General features: G+C 40.0%; 21 protein-coding genes. 7 read left to right on the top strand and 14 right to left on the bottom strand.

What is annotated here, in order from left to right:
• The first annotated feature begins 21 nt into the window (after nt 1-21).
• The gene (locus tag AC0VYH_RS07010; protein WP_475373554.1) at nt 22-2,187 is read left to right on the top strand and encodes a PAS domain S-box protein; all 2,166 of its coding nucleotides are present in this window, start codon (nt 22-24) and stop codon (nt 2,185-2,187) included.
• Here AC0VYH_RS07010 and AC0VYH_RS07005 read toward each other — a convergent pair.
• Nucleotides 2,184-3,014: a LysR family transcriptional regulator gene (locus AC0VYH_RS07005; RefSeq protein ID WP_475373553.1), complete on the bottom strand. Its 831-nt coding sequence runs from the start codon at nt 3,012-3,014 to the stop codon at nt 2,184-2,186. The two genes, AC0VYH_RS07010 and AC0VYH_RS07005, sit on opposite strands and share 4 nt — an antisense overlap.
• Nucleotides 3,015-3,155: 141 nt before the next feature.
• Here AC0VYH_RS07005 and AC0VYH_RS07000 point away from each other — a divergent pair, with 141 nt between their 5' ends.
• Nucleotides 3,156-3,506 carry a DMT family transporter gene (locus AC0VYH_RS07000; protein WP_475373552.1) on the top strand — a complete coding sequence of 117 codons (351 nt, stop codon included), beginning with the start codon at nt 3,156-3,158 and terminating at the stop codon, nt 3,504-3,506.
• Entirely contained in the window at nt 3,503-3,799 is a 297-nt protein-coding gene (locus AC0VYH_RS06995; RefSeq protein ID WP_475366979.1) for a DMT family transporter, read from the top strand. Before AC0VYH_RS07000 ends, AC0VYH_RS06995 begins: the two co-directional genes overlap by 4 nt.
• A 76-nt stretch (nt 3,800-3,875) precedes the next feature.
• Here the strand turns inward: AC0VYH_RS06995 and AC0VYH_RS06990 are convergent, their stop codons facing one another.
• From AC0VYH_RS06990 to AC0VYH_RS06970, 5 genes are all read right to left on the bottom strand, one after another.
• Complete coding sequence (locus AC0VYH_RS06990) at nt 3,876-4,397, bottom strand: GNAT family N-acetyltransferase (RefSeq protein ID WP_475373551.1); 522 nt, start codon at nt 4,395-4,397, stop codon at nt 3,876-3,878.
• 67 nt (nt 4,398-4,464) lie between these two features.
• A complete protein-coding gene (locus AC0VYH_RS06985) occupies nt 4,465-4,818 on the bottom strand; it encodes an SHOCT domain-containing protein (RefSeq protein WP_430241237.1) in 354 nt (117 codons plus the stop codon).
• 33 nt (nt 4,819-4,851) lie between these two features.
• Entirely contained in the window at nt 4,852-5,076 is a 225-nt protein-coding gene (locus AC0VYH_RS06980; RefSeq protein ID WP_475373550.1) for a hypothetical protein, read from the bottom strand.
• 29 nt (nt 5,077-5,105) lie between these two features.
• Nucleotides 5,106-5,288, bottom strand: a complete 183-nt coding sequence (locus AC0VYH_RS06975) for a hypothetical protein (RefSeq protein ID WP_194220888.1) — start codon at nt 5,286-5,288, stop codon at nt 5,106-5,108.
• Between the two features lie 113 nt (nt 5,289-5,401).
• Nucleotides 5,402-5,821, bottom strand: a complete 420-nt coding sequence (locus AC0VYH_RS06970; protein WP_475373549.1) for a GNAT family N-acetyltransferase — start codon at nt 5,819-5,821, stop codon at nt 5,402-5,404.
• 291 nt (nt 5,822-6,112) lie between these two features.
• Between AC0VYH_RS06970 and AC0VYH_RS06965 the strand changes: the two genes are divergently transcribed.
• Nucleotides 6,113-6,463 carry a hypothetical protein gene (locus AC0VYH_RS06965; RefSeq protein WP_430241231.1) on the top strand — a complete coding sequence of 117 codons (351 nt, stop codon included), beginning with the start codon at nt 6,113-6,115 and terminating at the stop codon, nt 6,461-6,463.
• A 187-nt stretch (nt 6,464-6,650) separates the two neighbouring features.
• Entirely contained in the window at nt 6,651-7,184 is a 534-nt protein-coding gene (locus tag AC0VYH_RS06960; protein ID WP_475373548.1) for a hypothetical protein, read from the top strand.
• Between the two features lie 206 nt (nt 7,185-7,390).
• Here the strand turns inward: AC0VYH_RS06960 and AC0VYH_RS06955 are convergent, their stop codons facing one another.
• Complete coding sequence (locus AC0VYH_RS06955) at nt 7,391-8,485, bottom strand: hypothetical protein (protein WP_475373547.1); 1,095 nt, start codon at nt 8,483-8,485, stop codon at nt 7,391-7,393.
• A 248-nt stretch (nt 8,486-8,733) separates the two neighbouring features.
• Here AC0VYH_RS06955 and AC0VYH_RS06950 point away from each other — a divergent pair, with 248 nt between their 5' ends.
• Complete coding sequence (locus AC0VYH_RS06950; RefSeq protein ID WP_283152558.1) at nt 8,734-9,054, top strand: ArsR/SmtB family transcription factor; 321 nt, start codon at nt 8,734-8,736, stop codon at nt 9,052-9,054.
• Between the two features lie 11 nt (nt 9,055-9,065).
• Nucleotides 9,066-11,606, top strand: a complete 2,541-nt coding sequence (locus tag AC0VYH_RS06945; protein ID WP_475373546.1) for a heavy metal translocating P-type ATPase — start codon at nt 9,066-9,068, stop codon at nt 11,604-11,606.
• An 88-nt stretch (nt 11,607-11,694) separates the two neighbouring features.
• Here the strand turns inward: AC0VYH_RS06945 and AC0VYH_RS06940 are convergent, their stop codons facing one another.
• From AC0VYH_RS06940 to AC0VYH_RS06910, 7 genes are all read right to left on the bottom strand, one after another.
• Nucleotides 11,695-11,883, bottom strand: coding sequence for a hypothetical protein (locus AC0VYH_RS06940; RefSeq protein ID WP_475373545.1), 189 nt, complete (start codon nt 11,881-11,883; stop codon nt 11,695-11,697).
• A 174-nt stretch (nt 11,884-12,057) separates the two neighbouring features.
• On the bottom strand, nt 12,058-12,888 hold the full coding sequence (locus tag AC0VYH_RS06935; RefSeq protein ID WP_475368720.1) for a DUF2785 domain-containing protein: 831 nt from the start codon (nt 12,886-12,888) through the stop codon (nt 12,058-12,060).
• A gap of 256 nt (nt 12,889-13,144) precedes the next feature.
• On the bottom strand, nt 13,145-13,342 hold the full coding sequence (locus tag AC0VYH_RS06930; protein WP_430241217.1) for a hypothetical protein: 198 nt from the start codon (nt 13,340-13,342) through the stop codon (nt 13,145-13,147).
• A 99-nt stretch (nt 13,343-13,441) separates the two neighbouring features.
• Nucleotides 13,442-13,684 carry a hypothetical protein gene (locus tag AC0VYH_RS06925; RefSeq protein ID WP_475373544.1) on the bottom strand — a complete coding sequence of 81 codons (243 nt, stop codon included), beginning with the start codon at nt 13,682-13,684 and terminating at the stop codon, nt 13,442-13,444.
• Between the two features lie 15 nt (nt 13,685-13,699).
• A complete protein-coding gene (locus tag AC0VYH_RS06920) occupies nt 13,700-14,533 on the bottom strand; it encodes a hypothetical protein (protein WP_475373543.1) in 834 nt (277 codons plus the stop codon).
• Nucleotides 14,534-14,620: 87 nt separating this feature from the next.
• On the bottom strand, nt 14,621-15,148 hold the full coding sequence (locus tag AC0VYH_RS06915) for a competence protein ComK (protein WP_475373542.1): 528 nt from the start codon (nt 15,146-15,148) through the stop codon (nt 14,621-14,623).
• 421 nt (nt 15,149-15,569) lie between these two features.
• Entirely contained in the window at nt 15,570-15,836 is a 267-nt protein-coding gene (locus tag AC0VYH_RS06910; RefSeq protein ID WP_475373541.1) for a hypothetical protein, read from the bottom strand.
• Nucleotides 15,837-15,943 lie beyond the last annotated feature (107 nt).

The following is a 15,943-nucleotide window of genomic DNA, read 5'->3' as shown; positions in this document are numbered from 1 at the left end:
GAGATCTGGAGGGTTACATTTATGAATACTGCTTCCTATTACGCCCATTACGATGCCATTCCTCTGCCCCTCGTGGTTCTTGATCGGAACGGGGGCATCGTCCATCGTAATGAGTATGCGATTTCAAGATTCTCCTCTTATGAAAAAGCAGAATCCATACAGTGCATTGAAAGTATTTTATCAATCGAACAGAACCAAATCCAAGCACACCTCGATCGAGCTTTTACAATGGAGCCGGGAAAATTTATTGAACTCCCTCTCCCTTTTACGAAGGAAGCGATTCGTTTCTCTCCAATAGATTCGAACCATGTGACACTTGTCATTGTTGAGGATAAAGAGGCTCTCTACAAGGAAGTTACCGGTGAACCTTCAGATAACAATGAAAGCATTCCTACCGAAGAGCTTGAACAGCGGTTTCACTCATTAATTGATGAAAACCCTGATGGGATTGCTTTTGTTGATCAACACTTAAAGCTAACCCTAATCAATCAAGCCCTTCACAGAATGCTTGGCTATTCATTGGAAGACCTGATCAAAGCACCTACACATGTGGTAAATGAGGAAGCGATTTCTAAGATCGGTAGACATTTCGAATTAGCCTTATATGGAGATCAACGCTCTTACGAAATTGAGGCGTATGACATTTACCGCAATAAGGTTCACCTTATGATCAAAACCATTCCCATTCATACAAATGGACACTTCCGCGGTGCTTATAAAATCGTAAAAGATATCACTGAGTTCAAAAATGCTCAGTTCGATACAATTGATCAAGCAGAACAATTGCGCTCGCTCATTGACTCCATACCTGAATTCATTATTTTTAAAGATAAACAAGGAAGAATTCTTGAAATGAATGCGTATGCGAAATTAATATTTGGGATCGAAGAGGGAGCATACAAAGGAAAAACGTGTGATGAGTTAAAATGCAGAAGCGTTGATGCTCACCATCTACTTAAGAACAATGCAAAAACAGATTGGATTGCCTGGGAAGAAGAAAAAAAGGTGGAATACGAATATGAGCTTGAACTAGCTAATGGAGAGACTGGCACATTTGAAATTATTAAAGCCCCAACGTACAACGCTGATGGTGATCGGAAATATCTAATCGCTATTGGAAGGGATATTTCAGCACGCAGAGAGGTGGAAAAGGAACTTGTTGAAACACAGGAGCTTATTGCCTCCATTTTCACAAATAATGCTGATGCTATATCGGTTAGTAACCTTGATAAAGAAATCATTAAAGTAAATCCCGCTTTCCAGCGACTTTACGGCTATAAAGATGAGAACATGACAAGTCATCTTTATGACATCTACCCTGATGACAATAAAGAAGAGGCTGATCAGATCATAGAAGCTGTTACTGACGGTGACGGTGTTGTGGATTTCGAAACGGTAAGGAAGAAAAAGGATGGAACGCTAATCGACGTAAGCATTACCTATTCACCGATTAAAGACCATGAGGGGAACATCATGGCAATGTCCGCTATTACAAGAGATATACGCGATCGTAAGAGAACAGAAGAGCTTCTCCTTCGTTCAGAAAAGCTCTCTGCAATCGGACAGCTAGCAGCAGCTGTCGCTCATGAAGTTCGCAATCCATTAACATCGGTAAAAGGATTTATTCAGCTGTACAAAGATCGGATCCATAATGATATATTGCATCTGATGTTATCTGAAATGGATCGGATTGAATCAATCATCAATGAATTCCTATCACTCGCGCGACCACAGGCCGTTACGTACCAACAAACTGATATTATGACGCTAACCCGTAACGTCGTCTCACTCATGGAGCCAGAGCTTTTATTAAACAATGTCGATGTGAAGACGACTTTCCATATGCCATCCCTCATGATGCGCTGTGAGAAAAATCAAATGACCCAGGTCCTTATGAACATTATCAAAAACGGTATTGAATCGATGCCAGATGGAGGGCAACTCTCTATCACGACGTGCAACTCCGATACGCACCTGATCATCAAAATTGCTGATAAAGGCGTAGGCATTCCGAAAGAACGATTAGACCGACTTGGTGAGCCATTCTTTTCGAATAAAGATACTGGTACTGGCCTTGGACTAGTCGTCTGTTATAAAATCATTCACGAACACAAGGGGACCATTCTGTTTAATAGTTCTGTTGGCGAAGGAACCGTTGTTACCATTTCATTGCCACTCGAACGTTAACGCCGTTCAAATGATGTTGATAAAAGAGAAAGAAGAGCCGGGCTGTTCGTATGAAGATGCATATCTCTACTAAGCGCCTCTCCTTTTATAGGCAGAAAAACAACTCCTTTCTGTTCAATCGCCTCTCCCATCATTTTCGGAAGATAGGCAATCCCAATTCCAAGCGACACAAGTCCCCCCATCCCGAGATAGTGCGTTTCTAACACGTCTCCCTCAAATAAATGGTCATTCAATAGCCCTCTTACCTGCTCAGAAAGATAGCCGGTAGGAGGGATGATTTGTGTATACCGGAAACATTCTTCTAGGGTCACTTCTTTCTTATTCGCTAATGAAAGAGAAACCGGTACAGCCGCAACAAAAGGTTCAGAAAATAAAAATGTTGAATACATCCCTTCAATCGCTGAGGTATTCTGAACAATCGCCGCATCAATTTCATGAGATTCTAACAGCGGCACCAAATCCAAACTATCTTCTCGAATAGCCGTAACATGAACATTCGAATACTGAAGCTGCTCATAGTATCCAGGCAAAAAATAGGTGCTTAAGATCGGTGTCGAGCCAAATCGTATCTGATCAAATTTCTTATAGCGATCGACCGTCTGATTAATCTGCGTAAACAGCGGTTTAATATCTTCGTAAAAAGCTTGACCTTTTGAAGTCAGCTCTACTCCTTTAATTGATCGGTTAAAAAGAGAAAAACCAAGCTCCTCTTCAAGCTTCTTCATCTGTTTACTGAGAGCCGGCTGGGAAACAAATAAAGCTTTTGCTGCGCGAGTGAAACTTCTCTCGTCAGCAATTTTAATAAAGTAGGCTAACTTCGGAAGCAAGATAAACACTCTCCTCTTTCATATGATTCTCCCCTATATTATAACCTGAAGTTATCGATCCATCATTTATTTATATTACCCACTCTCCTCGATCACACGTTATTCTAGAATTAGAATATGATCAAGAACTGGGGGATAACAATGAAAAGCGCTTATACTTGGCTTAGTATCGCTATTGTATTTGAAGTGATCGGGGCGACATTCATGAAATACAGTAATGGATTTACCCAGTGGGGACCAAGCTTAATCGTGATCTTGAGTTATGCTATCGCAATCCTCTTTTATATTTTTTTAACGAAAGAGCACGAATTGGGTATCATTAACGCACTTTGGTCTGGGGGAGGTACGGTGATTATAGCCGTAGCTGGAATCCTCCTCTTTCAAGAGTCTACGTCATTCTCAAAATTTCTCGCTATTTTCCTCATTCTGATTGGCATCGTTGGCTTAAATACAAAGTCTCGCTATAGAGAAAAAGGGGAGGAAACGATATGATTTTTTTAATTTTAGCTCTCGCCTTTTCCATTATAGGCAGTATTGCCGTAAAGCTATCAGCTGGATTCACCCGTAAAATTCCAGGCATCGCCTCATTTGTTTTATTCGGGCTATGCATCTACTTTCTCACCCTTTCTGTGCAATCTATTGAAATCGGACTAGCCTACGCGATCTGGTCCGGCGGCTCTATCGCCGGCACAACCATTGCCGGTCTCATCTTATTCAACGAAAAAGCTACAAGAAGGAAATTTCTTTCTATAGCGTTTATCATCATTGGTGTGGTTATATTATAAGCAGAACGGGGTCAGATACGTACCTGGGCCCGCCGTAATCAAAAAATGCGCCGACCACTAATTGATCGGCGCTTTCTTATAAATACTTTTCCATTCGAATATCTGACCACATTTTTCCTTGCCAGTAGGTGAAATCTTCTAACCTGCCAATCTCTTCGTATCCAAGCTTTCGGTAGAGCTTTTGCGCATTAGTATTGAACTCAAACACGCCTAATTCAATCCGATTAAAACCCTGCTGATAAATTTGCTCTTCTAAATGTTGGATCGCTTCATATCCAATTCCTTTGCCTCTTCCTTCAGGTTCGCCAATCGTAATGCCAATCCACGCCGTTCCTGGTTCTTGCTTGAAAAGGTGCGGAGGGTCCACCATGTAATTCATTTCTCCGATCATCTCATGATTCACAAAGATCTGGAATATCTGCTGATACGTAAGACGCTCCCTCACTCCCTCAAGAGTGATCGTCTCGCGCCGCTCTAATTCCTCCCTGCTTTTATTCGGGCGAATCAGCGGAATCAATTCTCGATCATTTTCCCACCGATTCAAGACTTCAACAAATTGAGCAGTTGGTTTCGTTAACTTTATGATCTCTGTCTTCACATGGTGCTCCTTTCAACATGGCAAGCAACCTTCATGTCTCTTATGTATTTAATTCGCTACTCTTATTCTACCACTTACGATTCAAGAGTTCTGCTTTCTTTTTTTGGTACTCTTCGTCCGTAATGATGTGATCTTCCTTCAAACGATGAAGTTGACGTATTTTCGACTCGTAGTCTTGATCGGAAGCCGCACCCTTATCATCGTCACGATCAACATCAGCTTGATACGTTGAAACACCATTTTTACTAAAAACATTCAGGGCATGGTATCCCGTGATAAGGATCGCAAACACAGTCCAAACAATACCGAATGCGCCTATTTGCGAAACAAATGCAATACCGATAATTACAAAAATAAAGCCAGCAATCATTCCGATCATGGAACTAACTTTACTAGGCTTTACACGAAAATGAGAACTCATGACAATCCCTCCTTTTGACCTTTTCGCACATCATTAAAAGATATAAACAGAAGTCAGAATGATCAGAGCTGACACTAAAAAAATCACTCCAGCTTTCTTTCTTCGCCTTTCTCCACGCTCTTCAATCCCTAAAACGGCTATAAAAAGTCCCTGAAAAAGGAGCATAGGGGCAAGGATTGCAACACTACCCTTCACGAAAGCAGCTACCGCTAAAGCTAGCGTTATGATCGCCAATATACTTTTGATTCCTTTCAACATACTCTCACCTCAACAACTATTCTTCCTGATTACTCACCACCACCGCATCCCCCACCATCTCCACCGAAGCTATCGCATCCTGAGCTTTGATGCCCACCACTATAATAGCTTGAATGATCCGTTCCACCTGGAGAACGTCGCGTCGACGACGATTTTGAAAAGCCAGATGCGATAAATGCAATAACAAGTAATATTACAATAAATGCTGTCATTTTCATTCCTCCCTTTTGTTTATTTACGTGTGGAACCCCTATAAAGTTTCAAATATTACCATTAAAAAGTGACGATATCCTCTTATCGAAGACACCGCCACCGTCTAGGCGCATTATGATTCAATTGGGGTTAAGCGAAACATTCCATTCATATCACTTGGTGGTTTAAAGCCAAACTGCTTATATAAGTGACTTCCCTCCTCTGTTGCAAAAAGACCGATGAAGGCTTGCGTAGGAGCATGTTCCTTCAAATAGGAGAAAAGCTGGTTCATTAACATTTTCCCTACTCCCTTTCCCTGATGCAGAGGGTGAACGACGAAATCCTGAATATAAAAATACATCGCCTCATCACCAACGATACGTGCCATGCCAATAACTTCATCTCCATAAGATACCGCCGTCGCATAAATAGATTGACGAACCGCCTTTTCCGCTACAGAAAAATTCATATTATTCCAACCGACTGATAAACACAACCGTACATATTCGTCGCTGGTTGGAAATCGGTCAATCACTTGATAACGTATAGTCAACTCCATCATTCCTTCTTTTTATTTTTCACTAACGTATATAATTTTTTTCATCACTTTTATATGCACGCCATTCACCTCTTTCAATTAGCTTTTCATACATTCGCTGACAATTTCACAATCCCTTCTTTTCCAAAATTTCAAATCACTATTATTTCACCACCCTACATTCGCAAAGATGGTTGTAAACTTTTCCTCCCAACCGATCAGAATCTTTCCTTTTCTCGATGTTTTACCTAGATCTTTTTCGGGGAAATAACTATCTATCAACCGTGTTTACGAGGAGGAATTACAATGAATAACGAATCAAAAGCAAATTACCATATTACGGATCGCGATGAATTTAACAAGGTTTGTATTGAAGATCAAAAGATGAATTTTCCTGAGTTTGAAAAGTTCATGCATGACTACCTATTAAGCCAACCCCAAGAAACAATGGTCTTTCAAGAGTGTTGGATTGAGGACAAACAAGTAGAAATCGGGGATGTTAGAACCGTTCAGGTGAATTTCCTGGATCATAATAGTAACAACTACATACGTCTCTGGGGTGCTAAGAAGAATGATGATAACCAGGTAGTGAAAATTAAAGTAGATGCTATCGATTTAGAGACGAAAGAAGTTATTTATGAGCGTTTATTGGCTTAAAAGAATAAGAGACTAATGTGTACTAAAAAACCTCGCTATCATGAAAAGATGAGCGAGGTTTTTGTAGTGAAGAGATCTTTTCTTCTATTTATGAAAATCCCAATTCAATACCATTAAACCTATCAAATGTCATTACACCCGAAACTTTTCCTAGCCTATTTCGTAGTACAGAATAGGAGGGATACATATGAAATTGAAATTAGCATCAGTTCTATTCGGATTAATACTTATCCTCGCAGCCTGTGGTGGACAAGAGAAAGCGTCTACTGAAAATCATTTAGACTCCCTGCAAGAGAATTATCCTGAGGTTAAGACTGAAATGGAGAAACTTCCTGAAGATTTTAGAAGTGAAATTACCGTACCCAATATGGAGAAAATCCCATTAGAAGTCAATGATGTAGAGGCTGTAGCTGAAACGGAATTAGAGCCATATGGAATGGATTTTTATTATGGAGAAGATGACAAACGACTAAACGTTATGATCAAGAACCAAAAGGGAATCGATACCTCTATAGGGGAAACGAACGAGGAACTTGATCAAGATGTTAATGGCACATACTCAGAAGCTGAAGATGGTCACCTCTTAACGATCACGTGGCTAAGTAAAAACGAAAATGCTCTATACAAAGTGACTGGATTCACGCCATCAGGGGAAGAATCTCCATTCACGAAGGAAGATATGGTAGAAATCGCAAACTCGATTATTGCACAAAGAAATTAAGGACCATTATTCAAAGGAGGGCTCTTCATCGGACTAATCATTGCGATTCTAACGATCCTATCGTCTGCTGGTTTTCTCTACTATATGGGAAAATCGGGATATTCATGGAACATGGATGAGAACGAAGAGAAATCGAAATAACCACTCTATCAAAGAGTTCAGACGGTTCATCCGATGAATCGTCCGAACTCTTTTTAATAACTCACCTATAAGTATGGATATTTCTCAAGCTCCTTCAAATAAACCATGAAACGTTCTTCCACTTGCCCCTTCGTCCCATAACGGATTACTTCTTCACGAGTGAGAGATTCTTTCTGCAGCAAAAGAAAATGATCATGCGCCATCGTCAGAAGTTTTAAAAACACCTCAACATGTAGGGCTTCATGCTTCTGCTCCAAGCGACTGATATACCCTTCCCTAAACCCTTCTGCATTCGCAATTAGCTTTGAAACATATTGATGGTAATTCCCTTTCCGATACCTTTCTGTGTTATAAAACGTAGGAAATAACGTCTCATAGTTGAAAACATAATTAGCTGCAAGTGACGTTCCAGTAGCTAGAAGAGGATAAGGATCGATCATTTTAACGCCACTTTTCGTGAAAATGAGATTCTCTGGTGAAGCATCTTGATTTGTGAGAATAATAGATTCGCGATCAATCGAGCGATTAGAAATAAACGATTCCCCAAACTCCTTCACTTTCTCTTTATCAAAATTGTATGGACTTACAAGCAGCGTATGTAACTCTTCCCGATACTCTTCTGTTTCTTCAAGTAGAAATTCACTTACAGTTAGATCATACGCGCCTGTTAATTCTTCTTTTTCGTCAAGATACAAATATCCAATCCCCTTAAATGGTGGAGTAAACGATTCAAGAGCAAGATAGACCTCTCCTAGCTCTCTTCCATATCTTTTCCCATCTTCTATCGTCTGAGTGCTAAGATCAATTGATTTTCCTACATAAGTTTCAAGCGTGTACGTTAATTCTTCATTAACGCTGTACTTAAAATAGTTAGGGCAAATGTCGTTCTTTGCTTTATTGGCGTGCGCGTAAAAAGCTTTTGTCGCAGCATACTCCGCTATTAACTCCTTACGATTGAAAATCACCTCTCGCTCGTAAGCTATTTTCTTCGGTATGCGAAGAACAAGCCGCTCCCGCTCAAGCAAATACGCACAGTGCCAGGCACCTTCTCCTAACCTCTTGATTCTTGCGTCATCTGATAACTTTGGTAAGCCTTCATTGATTAAAGCCTGTTGAATAAGTTCAAACTCTGCCACCTTTTTTGATGTAAGCAACCTCATCGGTCATATGACTCCTTCACACTATCATCTTTTTATGAAATGTCATTTTACCTCGCAATGACTTCCATTTTTAATTATTCCAAAATCATACAAATATCTCAATCTCTTATTTCATATAGATATCACCTATTGCACCTTCACTGTCTAACTTCGAAAAAATTCACACTAGTTTGACACACACATTAGAGATTGCTAATATGATAGAGAACATACATATTCGTTTTTACTAATATGTCAGGAGGGCACATATGCAAACTGTTGATATTGATATGAAAGTAAAGCTAATTCACGGGTTTTCTAATAAAACACGAATTCAAATTCTTGAGAGCATAAAGGATGTTGAAAAAACCGTTTCTGAGATTGTTCAAGAAGTAAATGGAAACCAGTCAAATATTTCACAGCATCTTGCTTGTTTGAAAGGTTGCGGGATTATAGTAGGTCGAAATGAAGGAAAGTATTGCTACTACAGTTTAAGAAACCAACAAATTCGAGATCTACTCACGATGTTCGATCTCATACTAGATGATGTTGAAAATGATGTAGCTTGCTGTGAACGTCACGTTGATTAGGAGGACTTTCTTTGGCAGATAAATGTTGTAACAATAAAAATGAAGAAAAAAACGAATGTAGCAGTGATTCTTCTATCGAAAAAGCAAGCTGCTGCAGTTCTGCTCTTCAAAATGAATACAAGCAAGAAGCGGATCAGTGTTCCAGTAGTAACACTGATGTAACTGAAGACACCAAGTCAGAAAAAACAAGCTGTTGCAGTAGCGAACAACAGAATCTAGAGAAAACAGACGCTCATTCCACCGATACTTCTGAGGAGAAAAAGACTTATCAAGTTCATGGAATGGATTGCCCTGCATGTGCAAAAACCATTGAAAAAACGTTAAGTAAATTAAAGAATTTAACTGAGGTAAAGGTCAATTACAGTACAGCAAAACTGCAAGTAGCCGCAAGTTCTGTAGATGCCTTTACTCAGGTTGAGGCAGAGATCAAAAAACTCGGGTATTCCGTTGAACCGATCAATCAGAAAAAGGATTATAGAACTTTTCATATTGAAGGAATGGACTGCGGCAGCTGTGCCAAAAGTATCGAAAATCACCTTAACACCTTGCCAACCGTTAAAGATGTGAGCGTTAATTTTTCCACGGGAAAAATGAAGATTGACGCTTCTACTCATGAGGAAAGCATTATGAAAGAAGTTTCCAAAATTGGATTTAAAGCGGTTCCAGATACTAAAAAACCAATACAACCTAAGAAGAAGAATGAAAATGCTTCAGTGATCGTTTCTAGTAGTTTAATAGCGCTAGGGTTCATAAGTTCCTTTACGATCATCCCTTCAATCGTCTCAATCATTTTATACGCCATTGCGATTGTGATCAGTGGAATTAAACCTGTTAGAAGTGCCTTCTATGCAATCAAAAGTCGCTCACTCGACATGAACGTTCTCATGTCTGCCGCTGCGATTGGAGCTGCGTTAATCGGAGAATGGCTTGAAGGGGCTGTCGTGGTTTGGCTGTTTGCTATCGGAAACTACCTGCAAACAAAATCCATTGAACAAACAAGAAATTCGATTCGTAACTTGATGGATCTAGCTCCTCCAGAAGCCTGGGTTAAAGCTGGTTCAGAAATGGTGAAGAAACCTGTAGAGCGTATTACTGTTGGTGAAACTATCGTCGTTAAACCAGGTGATAAACTACCATTGGACGGAGAAATCATTCAAGGAGAATCGAGCGTTAATCAGGCTCCGATTACAGGTGAATCAATTCCTGTTGATAAAGGAATCGGCGATACCGTCTATGCTGGATCCATTAATGAACACGGCTCTCTTGAGATTAAAGTTACAAAGTTAGCTGACGATACGACGATCGCCAAAATTATTCATCTCGTTGAAGAAGCACAGGAACAGAAAGCGCCGACGGAAGCCTTTATCGATAAATTCGCAGCGATTTATACACCGATCGTGTTCGTGCTCGCCCTAGTCGTAATGGTTTTACCACCATTACTCAGCATTGGAACATGGGGAGAATGGTTTTATCGAGGGCTTGAATTACTAGTTATCGCTTGTCCATGTGCACTCGTTATTTCAACACCTGTTGCGATCGTGTCAGCAATTGGAAATGCTGCTAAGAATGGCGTGTTAATTAAAGGCGGTACGTTTTTAGAAAAAGCAGGTGCGATCACCGCTGTTGCATTTGATAAAACAGGAACATTAACAGAAGGTAAACCGAAAGTATCTGACATTAAGGCGTCAAACGGATCAGAACAAGAATTACTATCCATTGCCTTAACATTAGAAAATCATTCCACTCACCCGATTGCAAAATCGATTGTAGAATATGCAAACAATAAAGGCATACAACCACAGCATGGTGAGCTGTTTCGAAACATCGTTGGTAAAGGCGTTCAAGCCACAATCAATGGCACGATCTATTACGCTGGGAATCCAAAATTATTCGATGAACTATCTGTTCCTTTAACAATAATAGAAAAAGATGTACAAGAAATGCAGCGTAACGGTAAAACCGTCGTCATTATCGGCACACACCAAGGAATTCTTGGAACGATTGCCGTCTCTGATACAATCCGAAATACATCTGCCGTGGCTTTACACGCATTACAACAAAACGGCATCAAACAAACGGTCATGCTAACAGGAGATAATGAAGGAACGGCCAAAACAATTGCTTCAGAAGCAAATGTGAATCGTTATTTTGCGGAGCTATTTCCTGAAGATAAAGTAACCGCCATTAAGAAGCTACAACAAGAAGGGTACAAGGTAGCTATGGTTGGAGATGGCATCAATGACGCTCCTGCACTTGCAACTGCCGACCTAGGCATTGCGATGGGTGGCGCTGGAACTGACACAGCGATGGAGACAGCCGATATTATTCTTATGGCTGATAACCTTGATCAACTTCCACATACAATGAAGTTAAGCCAAAAAGCATTAAGAATTATTAAACAAAACATCTGGTTCTCGATCATTATTAAAGTGATCGCGCTTGCCCTCATCTTCCCTGGCTGGCTCACACTTTGGATTGCTGTATTAAGCGATACCGGCGCAGCCTTAATCGTTATCTTAAATGCACTCAGATTATTGAAATTTAAGCATTAAGTAGAAAGGAGATGTTTCTCATCGAGAGAAACACCTCCTTTTTCCTTTGTGCTATTGTTTTGCTTACTTCTACTTTCTGAACGAACTCTCACTCATCACTATCCAGATCATGATCTAAAAAAGAAGGTTTATCCTCTTCTTTCATTCCATGCTTTTCCTCGAGATACTTCCCAATAACGGAACTATTAATCCCTCTTCTAACGGCTGATTCGATGACGACATATAGAATAAACAGACTGACAATAAACAGTACTATCGTTAATACGATTCCCATCATTCTTTTACCTCCCAAGTGTTGATTCATACAAAAACTATGATCTGAACAACAAATACTCCTAGTACAAACAAGACTAGCTTTCCTGGTAATAATTTTGGTACTGAGACTACTCCTTTCTAAGGGTTTATTCCATAACGCTTAGATCGTTGTAACACCGCTTCTTATGTACCACGCTCAATCTCCTAAATAAATCTTCCTCGTCCATTTCTCCACGACGTCTTCAATTACACTCCTCGCATCAGAACACGTATCCCTGATCAACAGCCTAAAATAACAGCTTTTCAGGAAACTTAAGACGTTCCCCTTCTTATGAAAGAATGCCACACTATACCTTTCCACTTCAAAAAGGGATTCAAGATTGTCACTAAGTGACGTCACCCAATTACTCAGCCACTCCTCCTTCATTCCCTTCTCCAAAAGCGCTTCGATCGCAAACAAAAGCCGTTCGTCCTCATCGTCCACATATGTACCTTCTTTGAAAAGGCACTCTTGAATCGCATCAAGACATTCAACCGTTTTCTCCCTATCAAAAAACGGATGTCTGATTAATTCCGCAAGAGCATCTGCTCCGTGAGCAATACTATGCGCCCACCCCTTTAACGCTACAAACCCGCGCGTATCCTGCTCTGCTTGTAAATAACGTATAATTCCTTCTATCGAAGCTTCGATTTGTTCTTTCTTAAGGAAACGATTTGAGCGATCTTTTTCGACTACAAGTGCAACCACCAAAGCCGAGAAAGAACGTGTGAAAACCGAGTCTGTCTCTCGCTCTCCCATTTCATAAAAAAGGTGATCTTGATCAAGACAAACGTTCAATAGATGAGTCAATTGTTCTTCATTTAAGAAATCCATCATAACCAGTTTGCCAAACGTCGTATAAATGAGTTCATCTCTTAAAACAGGATCTGTACTACCGATTTGCTGAAGCATATTATTAATAAGGTGATCAAGATCTCCTTGCCTATCGTTCAAATTCAATTTTTCCAATGCTAGCTTCAAATCCACTATTCGTTCACCCTTTCCACATGAAAATAATCGACAGAAAAAAGCTGCGCTACAACGCAGCTTTTTCACTCCTTCTGCCTATTTCAGATACGAATAGATGGTGAGACAAGTAAAAAACATCATCGATCCCATCGCTCTCGTCCATCTGTATTTCCTACTTAATCCCGCCTTCTTTTTCAGGAATTCAATATAAGTGAGGATCAAGAACAAACTGATCACCAAACCAAAATCTCCAAGCACTTAGCAGAGTATCACCTTATTTACAATCCTGCTTCTTCTTCGAATCAACACCGTGCGAACTCCCCGTAAACGGATTGATTTCATACGTGAGATCTCGTCCTGCCTTTTCTTCTTCCTTCGCAATTCGTTTTCCGAGTGACCCATAATACCATCCCCAGGCAATGAGGGACAGTAAACCACCGCCGATCATAATCCAGAACACTGTATCTTCCATCTACCTCCACCTCCAACACCATGATCTATCACACTAACTACTTCTCGTTTTACTTGTTTCAATCCTTCAAGTAATTGGTAATGTGGTTGGTACGTACTTCTATCTCATTTTTTTCTGCAGAAAAGCTCTCACTTCTGATAGATTCCCTGATTGAAGAACTGCCTCTTTCGGGTCAAAGTGAAGGACATCCTCCACTTTTTCATACTCTTCCTCAGGAATACCTTTGAAGAAATACTTCCAACGCTTCGTTCTCACCATTTTCTTTATAGCTTCATCAAGGCGTTCCTGATTAACTTTCATCACTGCAATACATAAAGGATCACAATCTCCTCCAGGAAACACATCAAGCAAACCATCCTAATCAAAACCATCCACTGCCACCTTTTTCATTGGAAGAAAAGAAATAAATTCACCTATTTCATCCGTCATCGTTTTCATCTCTTCTTCTGTTAATTCATCATCTTTTATAACAGCTATACTATAGTGATGATATACTTTTCTATCTTTCTTCCGTTTACCAAAGTCAGGATAAAGCTTTCGAACGGTTGGTAGGTGGTTATGAATAAAGCGATATTGATGAAAACTCCCGATCATAATTAACATAAAGAACGACAGCAAACAAAGCATCCCTATACTAACGTACATATCCATCACTTTCGAAGTGTTTATGATTTTCCCCAACTGAGAAAAGCCTAAAATAAACACTACCGTCACCAAGATGCCAAAACCACTTCGATGCTGCCGATCCTGTTTGCTACGCGTATATTTTCCTTTCCGAATTTGATAACGTGTATAGAAATAAAAGAACGTGATGAGTAGAATCAGAATAAACAACCCAACAATAAAAGCAGAGTATCCCTCAACGCCTAGATTAATATAAATGATCTTTTCGCTACCTAACCAATACAAATAAGCACTAACAATCGAAAAAACTCCTACCAAAAGATAATATGCTTTTTCTAGTTTATAAGGCGCGACTACATAGACGATCATCCACAGGTTAAGAACGATAGCTGGGACTAGCGCAGCTATAAAGAACGGTCTTGAAAACGGACCGATCATGTAAGGGAAGAATCCTAAGAAATCAATGATAATTAAAACCAAGAAAAAGATACCAACCTGATTTTCTTCTGGAATTCTAAATCTTAAATAGGCTAAAATCTCTTTATCAGATACTACTGGTTTGCCCATGCACCTTCCACCTTCCAATTAAACCCTATTATTCTATAGTTTAACAGAAAGAAGGAGTCAGGCACGTGCCTGACCCCTCCAACGCTCTCAACAGTAAACCGGATTATTCGAATAATGACTAATCCAGCGCCCCATTCGCTCCATTTGCTTTTGTAGTCTGCCCTTTGAGACAGGAACCAGGAGCTCAAAACCATCCTGAAACAAAATCATTGTAGTACTCTTCGTGATCGCATACACACCTCTAACATGCTGGTAAAATACCCAGCAGCAATCGATGCTTTCAGGTGACTCTGTTGGAAAAACCGAAATCGCATTCCAATTGGAAACGATGATGGGCGTCTGCTGTTCGTACTTCAAATGATAGATAACCGCCTTTCTTCGCCCTTCATACGTAACCCCAGCTTCAAGACAAGCCTGCCTAATTAAATCTACTGGAGATGTTGTTGATAAATAGATACCGCATCGATCATAAATTCTCGAACTAAACCCAACCTCTTTCGCCACTACAATCGCCCTGGTCGTTTTACTAATTTCATAGTCATTTAAGATTTCTACTTCGTTATTGACCATGCCTACTTTTCCCTTCCGTCCCTTTAAATCGGGTATAAGATTCATTCGCATTCACCATTACGGTTCCCCTCTGCTTGAATACAGGGTATACTAAAATCAATGTTGGTTTCCACGCCAACAACTGCCCCAGAATGTGTCCACCAAGACAAAACATTCTGGGGCTTTTATGTATCCATTCACTTTTCTCATCACCTCCTCAAAAGCAAGAAATACATGCCTTCAAATCGCCCTTGTATACCCTTGTAAATATTTCCACCCTTTACCTTGATTATAGATAATATTCCGAAATATTCAAATACTTTTTTTAGTAGATAAGACCCACGAGTGCCTGTCACCACCCGCTTTATGTAACTTCCTGTCGAATCACCTACGCTGAATGAGAAGATGCAGCCAAACGCACTCCCTACTCCATACAAAAACAGACCTACTCTCACATGAGAATAGGTCTGTCTACTATAAGAATCTATTAAAACATCAACATGCTTACACCAATCGCAAACAGTACAACTCCCGCGATGGAGTAAAACATACCAGAACGCTGCTGTCCCTTGATTCGGTTCGAAATACCAGCAAGTAAATTAATTACGCCAAATCCCATAATACCGTATAGTAGTAAATTCTCCTCTTCAGGAGTAATCAGATACATAATCGGAAGTAAAAGTATTAACGCAGATAGGATAAACTGCACAATGCTCAATGAAAACAATAGTTTAGATTCAGATTCTGTGCTCATCATTTTTCCTTCTTTCCTTTTCTAGGTGAACTGATTCATGACTTCTATCCTAAGTATAACAGCGCCAATCTCGTTTTTGTTATGGCAAAAGTATGAACATTCTTTAA

Source organism: Anaerobacillus sp. QJM3NY_32 (genome assembly GCF_056173645.1).
The sequence above is the reverse complement of the archived record's forward strand: the minus strand, read 5'-3'. Positions and strand labels throughout refer to the sequence as shown.

Bases quoted from the DNA above. Each gene is read 5' to 3' on its own strand.
- AC0VYH_RS06940 (WP_475373545.1), bottom strand. From the start codon at position 11,883: ATGATGGGAATCGTATTAACGATAGTACTGTTTATTGTCAGTCTGTTT.
- AC0VYH_RS06980 (WP_475373550.1), bottom strand. From the start codon at position 5,076: ATGTTGAAAGGAATCAAAAGTATATTGGCGATCATAACGCTAGCTTTA.
- AC0VYH_RS06910 (WP_475373541.1), bottom strand. From the start codon at position 15,836: ATGAGCACAGAATCTGAATCTAAACTATTGTTTTCATTGAGCATTGTG.
- AC0VYH_RS06975 (WP_194220888.1), bottom strand. From the start codon at position 5,288: ATGACAGCATTTATTGTAATATTACTTGTTATTGCATTTATCGCATCT.
- AC0VYH_RS06965 (WP_430241231.1), top strand. From the start codon at position 6,113: ATGAATAACGAATCAAAAGCAAATTACCATATTACGGATCGCGATGAA.
- AC0VYH_RS06960 (WP_475373548.1), top strand. From the start codon at position 6,651: ATGAAATTGAAATTAGCATCAGTTCTATTCGGATTAATACTTATCCTC.
- AC0VYH_RS06950 (WP_283152558.1), top strand. From the start codon at position 8,734: ATGCAAACTGTTGATATTGATATGAAAGTAAAGCTAATTCACGGGTTT.
- AC0VYH_RS06920 (WP_475373543.1), bottom strand. From the start codon at position 14,533: ATGGGCAAACCAGTAGTATCTGATAAAGAGATTTTAGCCTATTTAAGA.
- AC0VYH_RS07000 (WP_475373552.1), top strand. From the start codon at position 3,156: ATGAAAAGCGCTTATACTTGGCTTAGTATCGCTATTGTATTTGAAGTG.
- AC0VYH_RS06955 (WP_475373547.1), bottom strand. From the start codon at position 8,485: ATGAGGTTGCTTACATCAAAAAAGGTGGCAGAGTTTGAACTTATTCAA.
- AC0VYH_RS06985 (WP_430241237.1), bottom strand. From the start codon at position 4,818: ATGAGTTCTCATTTTCGTGTAAAGCCTAGTAAAGTTAGTTCCATGATC.
- AC0VYH_RS07010 (WP_475373554.1), top strand. From the start codon at position 22: ATGAATACTGCTTCCTATTACGCCCATTACGATGCCATTCCTCTGCCC.
- AC0VYH_RS06930 (WP_430241217.1), bottom strand. From the start codon at position 13,342: ATGGAAGATACAGTGTTCTGGATTATGATCGGCGGTGGTTTACTGTCC.
- AC0VYH_RS06915 (WP_475373542.1), bottom strand. From the start codon at position 15,148: ATGAATCTTATACCCGATTTAAAGGGACGGAAGGGAAAAGTAGGCATG.
- AC0VYH_RS06995 (WP_475366979.1), top strand. From the start codon at position 3,503: ATGATTTTTTTAATTTTAGCTCTCGCCTTTTCCATTATAGGCAGTATT.